This window comes from Brevibacterium sp. HMSC22B09, assembly GCF_001806795.1.
In the GTDB taxonomy this organism is placed as follows: Bacteria; Actinomycetota; Actinomycetes; order Actinomycetales; family Brevibacteriaceae; genus Brevibacterium; species Brevibacterium ravenspurgense.
This window is the reverse complement of sequence record NZ_KV786023.1, coordinates 46894-59954: the sequence shown is the minus strand read 5'-3', so window position 1 is coordinate 59954 and position 13061 is coordinate 46894. Positions and strand designations below refer to the sequence as shown.

Below are 13061 nucleotides of genomic sequence, written 5' to 3'. Positions count from 1 at the left end.
CGGCAGCCCGGCGCGGCGGCCCCTCAGCCCGCCGGCACCTCGGCCCAGCCAGCCGCTCGGCACCTCGGCCCGTCAGCCGGCACCTCGTCACCTTTTCTGCATCCGCCCACGCTTTAGCAACAAAAACTCCCGTTAGCAGTAGCGGCCAAAGCGCAGATCCCGGCTAACGGGTGTCTCGTTGCGGCTAAGGCGCAGATTCCGGCTACAGGGAGTTTTACCCGCAAGAACCAGCTGCACCCCACCCCACAAAACAGCCGCTGCACCCCACAAAACGGCCGAGGTGGAACTCCTCTGGGGAGTTCCACCTCGGCCGTTGTCAGCGGAAGGTCAGTCAGCCAACGGGCTCAGCGACCAGCGACGCTTTCAGTCATCAACGCGCGCCGACGCTTCAGACCGACAACACAGTCGACGATCAGCGAGCGGCGGTGCCTTCGGTGTAGTCGTCTTCGGTGTCCTTGAGCCATGCGAACATCTTGCGCAGTTCGCGGCCGGTGGCTTCGATGGGGTGCTGTTCTTCCTTGGCGCGCAGTTCGTTGAATTCCTTCGCACCGTTCTTCTGGTCGTCCATGAAGCGCTTGGCGAAGCTGCCGTCCTGAATGTCGGCGAGGACAGCCTTCATGTCTTCCTTCACCTGCGGGGTGATGACGCGCGGACCGGACACGTAGTCGCCGTATTCGGCGGTGTCGGAGCAGGACCAGCGCTGCTTGGCGATGCCGCCTTCGACCATGAGGTCGACGATCAGCTTGAGCTCGTGCAGAACCTCGAAGTAGGCGATTTCAGGCTGGTAGCCGGCTTCGGTGAGAACCTCGAAGCCTGCCTGCACGAGGTGGGAAACACCACCGCAGAGAACAGCCTGTTCACCGAACAGGTCGGTTTCGGTTTCTTCCGTGAAGGTGGTCTTGATGCCGCCGGCGCGCAGACCGCCGATCGCCTTGGCGTAGGACAGGACGGTGTCCCATGCCTTACCGGATGCGTCGACCTCAACGGCGACGAGCACCGGAACGCCGCGGCCGTCAACGTATTCGCGGCGCACAACGTGGCCGGGGCCCTTGGGGGCGACCATGATGACGTCAACACCCTGCGGGGCTTCGATGTAGTCGAAGCGGATGTTGAAGCCGTGCGAGAACACGAGCGTCTTGCCTTCGGTGAGCTTGTCGGCGATTTCAGCGTTGTAGATGTCTGCCTGCACCTGGTCGGGTGCGAGGATCACAATGACGTCTGCCCATTCGGACACTTCAGCGGGCGTGCCGACCTTGAGGCCTTCTGCTTCGGCCTTGTCGCGGCTCTTGGAGCCTTCCTTCAGACCGATGCGCACGTCGACGCCGGAGTCGCGCAGGCTCAGCGCGTGTGCGTGGCCCTGCGATCCGAAGCCGATGACGGCGACTTTCTTGCCCTGGATGACGCCGAGGTCGGCATTGTCGTCGTAGTAGCGCTCTGCTGCCATGGGATTTTCCTTCCTTTGAGATCGCCCACCGAATGGTGCGTCTCAGATGTTGGGTGTCGTTTCGAGATTATAGGAGTGTGCCGGCTCACTGCGAATTGAGCGTGCACACTGTGAGATAAAGGCCGAGGCGCCGGCCCGGAACCGCTCGGGAACTTGTGTTCCCGAGGGCTCGGGCCAGCCGGTTACCCCCAGGTGGACCGATCCGAGATCGACCGTGAGCCGCGGCTGATGGCCAGCAGCCCGGACTGGACGATTTCGCGGATGCCGAACGGTTCGAGCACGGCCCGCAGTGCCTCCAGCTTGGACTCTTCGCCAGTGGCTTCAACACTCACCGCATCCGGTGCGACATCGATGATGCGCACGCGGAACAGTTCGCAGGCATCGGCAATCTGTCCGCGGGTGACGGAATCGGCCGCCACCTTGAAGATCACGTGGCCGCGCTCAACCGAGTTCGCCGGTTCGAGTTCAACGACCTTGATGACGTTGACCAGCTTGTTCAGCTGTTTAGTGACCTGCTCCAGCGGCACATCTTCAACGTCAACGACCATCGTCAGGCGCGAGATCTCCTCGACTTCGGTGGTGCCCACCGCGAGCGAATCGATGTTGAACCCGCGACGTGCGATGAGGCCGGTCAGGCGGGTGAGCGCGCCGGGCTTGTTCTCCAGCAGGACTGACAGAGTATGACGGCTCACAGCTCTTCCTCTTCCTCTTCGAATTCGGGACGCAGGTTCTGCGCGTACTCAATCTGGTCGTTGCTGACACCGGCGGGCACCATGGGCCACACCATTGCCTCAGCCGGGACCGTGAAATCTATGACCACGGGACGGTCATTGATTTCCAGCGCCTTGGCGATTGCAGCATCGACGTCTTCATTGCGCTCAACCCGCATGCCCACACAGCCGTAGGCTTCGGCGAGTTTCACGAAGTCCGGCACCCTCCTCGAACCGTGACCGGTGTCGAGGTTGGAGTGCGAATAGCGGCCGTCGTAGAACAGGGTCTGCCACTGGCGGACCATGCCGAGTGACGAGTTGTTGATGATCGCCACCTTGATCGGGATGTTCGAGATGACGCACGTGGCCAGTTCCTGGTTTGTCATCTGGAAGCAGCCGTCGCCGTCGATGGCCCACACGGTGCGATCGGGTTCGCCGACCTTTGCACCCATGGCGGCCGGAACGGAGTAGCCCATGGTGCCGAGCCCTCCTGAGTTGAGCCACGAATTGGGGCGTTCGTATTTCACGAACTGGCTCGCCCACATCTGGTGCTGTCCAACACCTGCGGCGAAAACCCCTTCGGGTCCTGTCAGCGCAGAGATGCGCTTGATGACGTACTGCGGATCGCACAGTCCGACATCGTTGGCTTCATAGCCCAGCGGGTACGTCTCTTTCCACCCGTTGAGCTTCGCCCACCAGGCGGGGCGTTCGTTTTCGAGTGCCGCCGAGTGCGATTCGCGCAGCTCATTCAGCAGCGAGCTCAGCACTTCGCGGGCGTCGCCGACGATCGGCACATCGACCGCACGGTTCTTGCCGATTTCAGCCGGGTCGATGTCGGCGTGGATGACCTTTGCGTACGGGGCGAATGACGCGAGGTCACCCGTAACGCGGTCATCGAAGCGCGCACCGATCGCAATGAGCAGGTCCGACTTCTGGAATGCGGCAACAGCTGACACATTGCCGTGCATGCCGGGCATGCCCACGTGCTGCGGGTGGGAGTCTGGGAACGCGCCGCGGGCCATAAGCGTCGTGGCCACCGGAATCTTCGTTGCTTCGGCCAAGCGCAGCAGCTCAGCGGAAGCACCGGAGCGGATGACACCGCCGCCGATGTAGAACACCGGCTTCTTGGCCTGCGCGATCAGCTGCGCGGCTTCGCGAATCTGCTTGTTGTGCGGCTTGGCGACGGGACGGTAGCCGGGCAGGCTGGGAGCTTCCGGCCAGATGAACGGAGCCTCAGCCTGCTGGGCGTCCTTTGTCACGTCCACCAGAACGGGGCCGGGGCGGCCGGTCGAGGCGATGTGGAACGCCGACATGATTGCCTGCGGGATGTCTTCAACCCGGGTCACCAGGAACGAGTGCTTGGTGACGGGCATTGTCATGCCCACGATGTCCGCTTCCTGGAATGCGTCGGTGCCGAGCATCTTGGAGGACTGCTGGCCGGTGATCGCCACGAGCGGCACGGAGTCCATGTGAGCATCGGCAATCGGGGTGACGAGGTTCGTCGCACCGGGACCGGAGGTCGCCATGCATACGCCGACCTTCCCTGTGGCAGCCGCGTAGCCTGTTGCCGCGTGCCCGGCTCCCTGTTCGTGGCGGACGAGGACGTGGTTGATGGATTCTGCATCCATCAGCGGGTCGTAAGTCGGGAGGATGGTTCCGCCCGGCAGTCCGAATACGGTGTCGACGCCCATCAGCTCAAGGCTGCGAATGATGGCCTGTGCGCCCGTCAGGACCTCGGGGGCAGTCCGCCCTCTTTTGGCGGGCTGTTGAGCCTGGCGCGATGGCGATGGCGCCGGCACGGGCTTTGATGCCACGGTGAACTCCTCTGCGTGTACCTGTGTATTGTCTTCGCCCTGGTGATCACCAATAAAAAAAGCCCCTGCCAGATCCTGGAGGGGCGCGCGATGATCGTCCAAGCGAACGCTGGGAGGGATTACCTCGCGCGCCTGCTAATAAGGACAATGACGTCGGTGAACATGTGACCTAGTGAACTAGGCCACGTGGGCAATGTCAATTTGCGGATACGATTCGTCCACTTTCTGAGACACGAGGTGGAAGGTCGGTGTCCGCATCGATGTCCACCAAGGGTGCGTGGCCGCGTTCGCGCATGAGCAGCAGTGCCGGAATCCCGGCGACCAACACGATGGCAGTGGCGTAGCCGGCCGGAGCAAGGTTCCATCCGGTGGCCTGAACGAGGCTGGCGGCAATGATCGGCGACAGCCCTCCAAAGGCCACGGTGGCCGTATTGAAGCCGATCGCCATACCGGAAAAGCGGCCGATGGCAGTGAACTGTTCGGGTATCGCGGCCGCAGCAACCGCCGACCATCCGGCAGCGGGAACCGCGAGGAACGCGGCGGCAGTCGCTGCGGTTGTCGGGTTGGCGTGGGACAGCAGCGCGTATGCGGGAATTGTTGTCAACACCAGAACCGCACTGAGAGCCGCGAACATGGTCCGCCTGCCGAACTTGTCAGAGGCCAGTCCGATCAGGGGTGTGACGATGATGGCAGCCACGCCGGCAATCGCGCCGAACGCCAGCGAACCAGCACCGTCCATTTCGACAACGGTTTCGAGGAACGTGGGCACGTAGGTGATGTTGAGGAAATACGACACAGATCCGACCGACGACACCAGGAACGCCACGATGACGGCCTTAGGGTGACGGCGCAGAACGTCGAGCAGCGGTGAGCCCGAGTTGGCTCCGCTGTCCTGGGCCTTCTTGAAGGTGTCGGTTTCTTCCAGGTGTTTGCGCAGCGGAATCATCACAGCCGCCAGAACACCGCCGATGATGAACAACACGCGCCAGCCCCAGGAGTCCATCTGGTCTGGGGTCAGCAGATTGGCCAGCAGCGCACCGGAGCCCACGGCCAAGAGCGCACCGACCTCAGAGTTCGCAGCCGCCCAGCTGGCGGCCAAACCACGACGACCTTCCTTGGCAGTTTCCATGAGGAAGACCATGATGCCGGTGTATTCGGCACCGACAGAAAAGCCCGCCAGGCAGCGCAGCGAAATCATGATGACTCCGCCCCATATGCCGATCTGTTCATAGCCGGGCGTAATGGCGATTCCGAACATGGCCACCGCCATGAGAACCGCTGAAACCACAAGCGCTGCACGCCTGCCGACCCTGTCGCCCAAATGTCCGAAGACCATGGCACCCAGCGGTCGGAAGAAGAAGCCTGCCGCGCCAACTCCCAAAGTCAGCAGCAGCGAGTTTTCCTGCCCCGGAAAATACACACGCGCCAAATTGACGGACACATAGAAGAACACGGAGAAGTCGAACCATTCGACGATCGCGCCGAAGGCAGCCACAAGTATGGACAGGCGGCGTTTGGAGTCGTCCGTTTTCCGCGGCGTGGGTGTCATAGCGCTCTTCCTTTCGGATGTTCGAACACTAACAGCAGGGTCTGACACAGCGCCTAGGATTGCTGTATGTTCTGCGCCCACTACGCTGCCGACCGCTGCCGGACCTGCTCGCTTATCGAGGTCCCAACCGACCAGCGGCTGACACGCATTGAACGCGAACTTGCCGCGAACATCGAACACGCCCTGGCCGACAGGAGCCCCGACGCGGTTTTCGCAGACCCCATTACCAGCGCGGATTCCGGTTTCCGCAACACCGCGAAAATGGCCGTCGGCGGCACCGTCAACGAACCCACACTCGGCATTCTCGACGAGGACTTCGCCGGCATCGACCTATCTGACTGCCCGCTCTACTCCCCCGTCATCCACCGCGCTCTGGATGCAATCCCAGCAATCATCAAAGCCGCACAGATCCCTCCCTACCGAGTGCGTGCGCGCAAGGGCGAACTCAAATACGTCATCGTGACAGAAGGCGATGATGGCAAGCTGGCGATCCGCTTCGTCCTGCGCACCGAAAGCGCCCTGCCGCGTCTGCAGGAAAAGCTTCCCCGCCTACTGGAAGCCGTTCCCGGCATCACGCTCATCAGCGCAAACATCAATCCTGAGCACACGGCCATCATCGAAGGCCCAACAGAAATCCACCTGCACGGCGAGCGCTCCCTGCCGGTCACTCAGGGCGATGTCACGCTCCTGCCCGGCCCGCAGTCCTTCCTCCAGACGAACACAGCTGTTGCCGGCGAGCTCTACCGGACGGTCCGCCAATGGATTGCCGACGCCGCAGAAGCACACGCCGCCGCCCACCAAGCAGCAACCACTCCCGCCACTCCCCTCACCGTGTGGGACCTCTACTGCGGTGTCGGCGGTTTTGCCCTCCACGCGGCACTCGCCTCACCGCAGGTCCGTATCCACGCCGCCGAACTCAACCCAGAAGCAGTCGAGCGGGCCCAGGAAGCCGCCAGGCACCTCGTGAGTGAGCACCCGGAAGTCGAGGGCCGCGTCGAGTTCACAGCGGAAGACGCGTTCACGTGGGCTCGCGAGCAGAGCGAGCCGGCCGATCTGCTCATCGTCAATCCGCCCCGGCGTGGGCTCGGCAAACCCATGAGCCAGTGGATTGAAAAGTCAGGAATTGCAACCGTCATCTACTCCAGTTGCAACCCGCGCACCCTGGCAGCGGACCTTAAGCACATGCCCGGCTACAGGGCCGAAATTGTCCGAATAGTCGACATGTTCCCGCATTCACCCCACGCAGAGGTTCTCACCAGGCTGAAGCGCCTATAAGCTGAATCAAATGCGAGCACTCCTGCGTTTCTGGCCAGACATCCGCGCCCGTATATGGGTGTACTCCCTGGTCATGGTGCTCACGCTCATTGCCAACGCAATTTCACTGGCCACCCCGATGCTCACCGGCCACATCATCGACGGCCCGATCGCCCACCGCGACCCCGCCGGCCTGTGGTGGCCTGCCGCCGCGATTCTGGCGGTCGGAATCGCCGAGGCGTCTGCCCTGTGGGCGCGCCGCCGGCTGGTTGCCGGGGTGGTTTCGGAATGGGAAGTCACGTGGCGCGGTCGGCTGTTCTCCCGCCTTCTGTACCTGCGGGTCGGCAGACACGACGCGTGGGATTCGGGCCAGCTGCTGTCGCGTGCCACGCAGGACATGTCGCAGCTGCGGCGGTTCTTTGCCTTCGGCGGGCCGTTCATGTTGGTCACTCCAGTGACGATCGTCATCGGCACCGTCATGCTGTGGCTCATTCACCCGCTGTTCGGGCTCACTGTGATCGGCATGGCCATTCCCCTGACGGGTTCTGTCGCTCTTTTGGAGGGCCGGTATCGGCGGACGTCGCGCGCATCTCAGGACACGATGGGCGAAATCACCACAAGCGTCGAAGAGTCGATTCTCGGCATTCGGATTCTGCGCTCTTTCGGGCGGTCATCGTGGGCATCGCAGAGGTTTTCTGAACTCTCCCACCGTCTGGCCGGCTACGAGGTGCGCCTGGCAAAGCTCGATTCCTGGATGTGGGCCTCGATGCAGATGTTGCCGGCGGCCGCGCAGGTCGTCATGCTGGGCCTGGGCGCGTGGGGTGTCCTTGAGGGCTGGGTGACCATCGGCCAGGTGGTTGCTGCGCTGACAATCACGTGGATTCTGCGGATGCCCATTGAAATGCTCGGCTTCCTGCTGGCCGACTTCCTCATCAGCATCACCGCCGCACAGCGGTATTGGGAAGTGCTCGATGAAGACATCGGCATCGAAGACCCCGCGGGCGGAATCGACGATGCAGCCGCCGTGCCGTCCGCTGAGGGAAGACTGGAGTTTACACGCGTCGGATTCACCTTCGACGATGGCGAGCGCCCGCTGCTGCACGATGTGAACCTCACCGTTGAACCCGGTGAAACTCTGGCGCTCGTGGGGCCCACGGGATCGGGTAAGTCGACGATTGTCTCACTCATCCCGCGCCTTCACGATGTCACCTCCGGTGCCATCACGATTGACGGCCGGGACATCCGCGACATCCCGCTCAACGCCCTGCGGGGCCTGGTGTCGTTCGCCTTTGAAGACCCCATTCTGTTCTCTGACACCATCCGGGCGAACGTCGAAATGGGCGCACCCGGAGCCAGTGAGGACGAAATCGAGCAGGCGCTGCGCATTGCCGCCGCGTGGGACTTTGTGCAGGCACTTCCCGACGGCCTGGAAACGCAGGTCGGCGAACAGGGGCTGAGCCTCTCCGGCGGTCAGCGCCAGCGTGTGGCCCTGGCGCGGGCCATCATCGGCAAGCCGCGCGTGCTTGTGATGGACGACCCGCTTTCAGCCGTTGACGTCGACACGGAAGACCGTGTGCAGCGCGCTCTGGCCGAGGTGCTGCCGGACTCCACAACAATTGTCGTGGCCCACCGCCCGTCGACCGCCCTGCTCGCGGACAGGGTCGCTGTGCTGGACGGCGGCACGGTCGTCGAAACCGGCACCCACCGCGAACTCACGGCCAACTCGACCACCTACCGCAACCTCATGGGGGCGCAGGCATGAGCGACACCGTGACCTCCACCTCGGACATTGATGCCCTTCCGGAGGGCATTTCGAAACGCTCTCGCGCGCTCCTCCTGCAGCTGGTCCGGCCCTACCGCGGGATCCTCATCGTGCTGACCCTGCTGGTCCTGTTCTTCGCCACGGCCGGCACGCTCGGCCCGGTGTTCATTGCCCGCGCCCTCGACCACGGTCTGCCCGCCGCGACGAACGGCGATTTCGGCCCCCTGTGGACTAATGTGGGCCTGTTCGCGACGTTTGTGGTTCTTGGTGCGTCTGCCTCCTGGGCAGCTACCCGAGGCATTGGGATCGTCAGCCAGAAGATCATGGTGACTCTGCGCGGTCGCCTGTTCGACCACGTGCAGAAACTCGACATCGCCTATCACGAAAAGCAGAGCTCAGGCCGGCTGGTGTCCCGGCAGTCATCGGACATGGAGTCGGTGCAGGAGTTCCTCGGCTATTCGCTCATCTCAGCGATTTCCGGGGTCGTGCAGATGGCGGTCATCGCAGCGATTCTCATCTTCCTCGACATCCCGCTGGCCTTGGTCACCTTCGCCGGCTTCATCCCGCTGTACTTCGTCACCCGTGCGGCTCAGCGCTCACAGCGCGCAGCCTACCGGCGGACGCGCACGTCGATTGCCAAGGTGATCATCGACTTCACGGAGTCCATGGGCGGCATCCGCGCTGTTCAGACTTTCCGCCGGCAGCCGCAGCGCAAATCCAGTCTGTCTGCCCACGATGACGATTACCGCAAGGCGAACACCGACGCTCTGCGAGGAGTGGCAACTTTTGCCGGGCTGACCCGGCTGATCGGCAACCTTTCGCAGTTCGCGATCATCCTCCTGGGCGCGTGGCTTGTGATCAGCGGGCACACGCAAGTGGGTGTGCTCGCCGCGTTCGTCCTCTATGTGCGCCGCTTCTACGCCCCACTTGATGAGCTCGTGCAGACATTCAACATGTACCAGTCGGCGCAGGCTGCACTTGAGAAGATCACGGCCGTTCTCGAGGTCGAACCCACCATCACTGATCCCGCCTCTCCCCAGGCAGTCGAGGCCGACGGCGAGGTGGTCTTCGATGCCGTTCGCTTTGCGTACGGGGACGGACAGGATGTGCTCCCCCGCTTTGATCTGCGCTTGCCGGCCGGGCAGACGGTCGCACTCGTGGGCGCAACAGGTGCTGGCAAGTCAACGCTGGTGAAGCTGCTGACCCGCTTCTACGATCCGCTGGAAGGCGCGGTGAAACTCGATGGAGTGGACCTGCGAGACATTGCGGATGCTGATCTGCGCAAAGCCGTTGTCATGGTCACGCAGGAATCGTTCCTGTTCGGCGGAACGATTGCCGACAATATTCGGATCGGCCGCCCCGATGCGTCTGATGACGAAGTCCGCGCGGCCGCACGCGCCGTCGGTGTGGACGAATTCATTGAGAGTCTGCCGGATGGCTATGACACGGATGTGCGCAAACGCGGCGGGCGTTTGAGCTCCGGGCAGCGTCAGCTGGTGAGCTTTGCGCGCGTGTTCTTGGCCGACCCTGCAGTGCTCGTTCTTGACGAGGCCACGGCTCACCTGGATGTGCCATCAGAGAAGTTGGTGCAGCGGGCACTCGAGACGATCCTCGCCGGCCGGACAGCGGTCATCATTGCCCACCGCCTGTCGACGGTCGAAATCGCCGACCGTGTTCTTGTCATGGATGCCGGCCGGATTGTCGAAGACGGCACTCCCGCCGAGCTCATTGCCGGCGAGGGACGCTTCGCTCATCTTCACGCTGCTTGGAAAGACTCACTCCTGTAGAGCTCCCGCTTGGGCTGACGAGGTGCCAGGTCCGGGCGCGCGTCACTGGTCTTCCGCTGTGGTTCGGGACGCTTGCATAGACCCTCAATGTCAAAGATTCTTGCCTTTATGTCAGGCTTGATTGACATGCTATGTCTAGTTTCCTTAACCTTGTGTCAAACAAACTAGACATGAGGACAGATGAGCACACACCCCAAGCCGAAAGTGAAAAGCGCCAGACTGCTTGCCGAACTCACACAGGCTCAGCTGGCTGCAAAGGCGGGTGTGTCGCGGCAGACGATCATTTCGATTGAACGCGGCGACTACAACCCCAGCGTCTACCTAGCACTGTCAATCGCACAGCTGCTGAACAGCACAGTCGAAGATCTTTTTCCCACCGCACAGGAGGACAACTCATGACGAACTCCCCGACACCTCGTATTGACCGGATGATGGGCTATGACTCCGCAACCATGGGCGATGAACGCGAAGCCCGCATTCTGCTGCAGGCAACGTCGTTTGGCGCCATCGTCAGCGTCTACACGTCAAGCGCGGTTGCCGCCGGACTCGCACTGACCGGCAACGGAGTCTGGGCCGCCGTCCTGCTGGTCCTTTCGTCGATTCCGTCGTTTGCCATCTACTTCTACGCTGGACGTCACGGTGTTGATGTCGACAAGCTGCTGTCCAAGGGCACCTTGGGCCAGCTGGTGTGGCCCCACATGATTATGGGCCTCATGGTTGCCGCACTGCTGTTCGGAATTGCGTTCCACCTGACCACCGGACAGCCCGTCATCCCCGTGACCGATGTTTCGCAGGGCCTTGCCGACAATATGAGCAACGGCCATACCGCACCCCTCTCCCGTGGGTTGATCGGAGGCGGTATTGTCGCGCTCATCCCGATCGTCTGGGCGATCATCTCTGTGCGTCGAACCAAGACCCAGAAACCCGACCCTGCCGACATTCCCGACGAAGACTGAAAGAAGGTATGTCATGACTACCTCGCAGAATTTCCAGCGGGAGGCGGGCGGCGCCTCGGCAGCCCCATCTCCCACTAAGAACATCGACGCAGTCTTCGGCCTCACCGGCATGGGCGACGAGCGCCAGCGCGACATCTACCTGAGGGCCAACACGTTCGCCGCGCACATGGGCATCTACGCGGGCATCGCCCTGGCAGCGCTGCTAGCGCTGTGCGGTCTGGTGTTCTGGGCAGTGGTCGCACTGTTCGCGACCGGCGTCCCCGCGGTGGCCGTCATCGCCTACATGAAGGCACACGGCGTCCCCTACGGAGACCCGTACGCTCGGGCGACGCGCACGCAGAAGATCGTGCCCAGCCTCATCGGACTCGCAATCGTTGCCGCCATGGTGTTCGGCGCCATGTGGGCACTGTTCACCGGCGGCCCGTTCGTTGAGGTCGTGGGACCGACCACGGCAGATGTCGCGCAGACCGCCTCGGAGGACCGCGCGGGAACTGCCCAGACGCTGCTCATAGGACTTGCCGCAGGCGTAGGGCTGACCGCAGTGCTCCTCCTGGTGCTGCGCCCCGCGTTCCTGTCCAAGCGCGACCGCCGCGACGCCGCCGACATCCCGGATGAGGACTGACGGCCCGGGTCACAATCGCTGACACAAGCAGATGCCGGGGACACCTACGGATCCGTTGGTGGCCCCGGCACTTGCCCACAACGGCGGACGAGGCGGAGGCTGCCTCCCAGCACACAGAAAGGCGGGGCCTGCACTGCAGCAGGCCCCGCCTTTCGTCTGCCTCGCAAACCAAATCAGATCCGCACACTCAGCGGGTCGTTCGGCACTACCTAGCGGATTCAGTCGGTGGTGACGGCTCCGACTGCGGCTGAGCGGACCAGCTTGGCGTACTTGCCCAGCGTGCCGTGCAGACGCGGGTTCTCCGGCAGCGTCCAGTTTTCGCGACGACGGTCAAGCTCGGCCTGATCAACGTGCAGGTCGATCGAACGAGCGGCGATGTCAACGGTGATCTTGTCGCCGTCTTCGACAAAGGCGATCGGTCCGCCGTCAACGGCTTCCGGAGCGACGTGGCCGATGCACAGACCCGTCGAACCGCCCGAGAAGCGACCATCGGTGATGAGCAGAACGTCCTTGCCGATTCCGGCACCCTTGATCGCACCCGTGATGGCGAGCATTTCTCGCATACCCGGACCGCCCTTGGGGCCTTCGTAGCGGATGATGGGCTATGACTCCGCAACCATGGGCGATGAACGCGAAGCCCGCATTCTGCTGCAGGCAACGTCGTTTGGCGCCATCGTCAGCGTCTACACGTCAAGCGCGGTTGCCGCCGGACTCGCACTGACCGGCAACGGAGTCTGGGCCGCCGTCCTGCTGGTCCTTTCGTCGATTCCGTCGTTTGCCATCTACTTCTACGCCGAACGTCACGGTGTCCAGGTCGACAAGCTGCTGTCCAAGGGCACCTTGGGCCAGCTGGTGTGGCCCCACGTGATTATGGGCGTCATGGTTGCCGCACTGTTGTTCGGAATCGTGTTCCACTTGACCACCGGACAGCCCGTCATCCCTGTACCCGATATCACTCAGGGTCTTGCCGACAACTTCAGCCGCGACGGCACCACACCTCTGTCCCGCGGGCTGTTCAGCGGAGGTGCTGTCGCCCTCATTCCGATCGTGTGGGCGATCATCTCCGTGCGCCGCACCAAGACCCAGGAACCTGACCCGGCCGACATTCCCGACGAGGACTGACTCCGTACCCCAGGTAAGAATCTACACCCTCACGTTGCGGC

11 protein-coding genes and 1 pseudogene are annotated in these 13061 nt (G+C 62.8%); 7 read left to right on the top strand and 5 right to left on the bottom strand.

Features of this window, described 5'->3' with window-relative positions; all coding sequences use genetic code 11:
- Positions 1-412 precede the first annotated feature (412 nt).
- The 4 genes from ilvC to HMPREF3087_RS07800 all read right to left on the bottom strand — a co-directional run bounded on the left by ilvC (position 413) and on the right by HMPREF3087_RS07800 (position 5517).
- Positions 413-1444, bottom strand: coding sequence for a ketol-acid reductoisomerase (gene ilvC / locus HMPREF3087_RS07815; RefSeq protein WP_070428712.1), 1032 nt, complete (start codon positions 1442-1444; stop codon positions 413-415).
- A gap of 182 nt (positions 1445-1626) precedes the next feature.
- The gene (gene ilvN, locus HMPREF3087_RS07810; protein WP_070428711.1) at positions 1627-2136 is read right to left on the bottom strand and encodes an acetolactate synthase small subunit; all 510 of its coding nucleotides are present in this window, start codon (positions 2134-2136) and stop codon (positions 1627-1629) included.
- The gene (locus tag HMPREF3087_RS07805) at positions 2133-3953 is read right to left on the bottom strand and encodes an acetolactate synthase large subunit (RefSeq protein WP_370919331.1); all 1821 of its coding nucleotides are present in this window, start codon (positions 3951-3953) and stop codon (positions 2133-2135) included. Before HMPREF3087_RS07805 ends, ilvN begins: the two co-directional genes overlap by 4 nt.
- Before the next feature lie 211 nt (positions 3954-4164).
- Positions 4165-5517: an MFS transporter gene (locus HMPREF3087_RS07800; protein ID WP_070428709.1), complete on the bottom strand. Its 1353-nt coding sequence runs from the start codon at positions 5515-5517 to the stop codon at positions 4165-4167.
- 66 nt (positions 5518-5583) lie between these two features.
- On the opposite strand from HMPREF3087_RS07800, the gene HMPREF3087_RS07795 reads away from it, so the two are divergent.
- The 6 genes from HMPREF3087_RS07795 to HMPREF3087_RS07770 all read left to right on the top strand — a co-directional run bounded on the left by HMPREF3087_RS07795 (position 5584) and on the right by HMPREF3087_RS07770 (position 11898).
- The gene (locus HMPREF3087_RS07795; RefSeq protein ID WP_070428708.1) at positions 5584-6792 is read left to right on the top strand and encodes a methyltransferase domain-containing protein; all 1209 of its coding nucleotides are present in this window, start codon (positions 5584-5586) and stop codon (positions 6790-6792) included.
- A 10-nt stretch (positions 6793-6802) separates the two neighbouring features.
- Entirely contained in the window at positions 6803-8533 is a 1731-nt protein-coding gene (locus tag HMPREF3087_RS07790) for an ABC transporter ATP-binding protein (protein WP_070428707.1), read from the top strand.
- Positions 8530-10320, top strand: a complete 1791-nt coding sequence (locus HMPREF3087_RS07785) for an ABC transporter ATP-binding protein (protein WP_070428706.1) — start codon at positions 8530-8532, stop codon at positions 10318-10320. The genes HMPREF3087_RS07790 and HMPREF3087_RS07785 overlap by 4 nt, the downstream gene beginning before the upstream one ends.
- Before the next feature lie 180 nt (positions 10321-10500).
- Positions 10501-10719: a helix-turn-helix transcriptional regulator gene (locus HMPREF3087_RS07780; protein WP_061943338.1), complete on the top strand. Its 219-nt coding sequence runs from the start codon at positions 10501-10503 to the stop codon at positions 10717-10719.
- On the top strand, positions 10716-11276 hold the full coding sequence (locus HMPREF3087_RS07775; RefSeq protein ID WP_070428705.1) for a hypothetical protein: 561 nt from the start codon (positions 10716-10718) through the stop codon (positions 11274-11276). The genes HMPREF3087_RS07780 and HMPREF3087_RS07775 overlap by 4 nt, the downstream gene beginning before the upstream one ends.
- A gap of 13 nt (positions 11277-11289) precedes the next feature.
- Positions 11290-11898 (top strand): hypothetical protein, encoded by a 609-nt coding sequence (locus tag HMPREF3087_RS07770; protein WP_061943344.1) that lies wholly within the window; start codon positions 11290-11292, stop codon positions 11896-11898.
- 218 nt (positions 11899-12116) lie between these two features.
- Here HMPREF3087_RS07770 and HMPREF3087_RS07765 read toward each other — a convergent pair.
- Positions 12117-12497, bottom strand: a pseudogene (locus tag HMPREF3087_RS07765) (dihydroxy-acid dehydratase); the annotation flags it as partial.
- Here HMPREF3087_RS07765 and HMPREF3087_RS07760 point away from each other — a divergent pair.
- Positions 12493-13020 carry a PTS system mannose/fructose/sorbose family transporter subunit IID gene (locus HMPREF3087_RS07760; protein WP_141738907.1) on the top strand — a complete coding sequence of 176 codons (528 nt, stop codon included), beginning with the start codon at positions 12493-12495 and terminating at the stop codon, positions 13018-13020. The pseudogene HMPREF3087_RS07765 and the gene HMPREF3087_RS07760 sit on opposite strands and share 5 nt — an antisense overlap.
- Positions 13021-13061 lie beyond the last annotated feature (41 nt).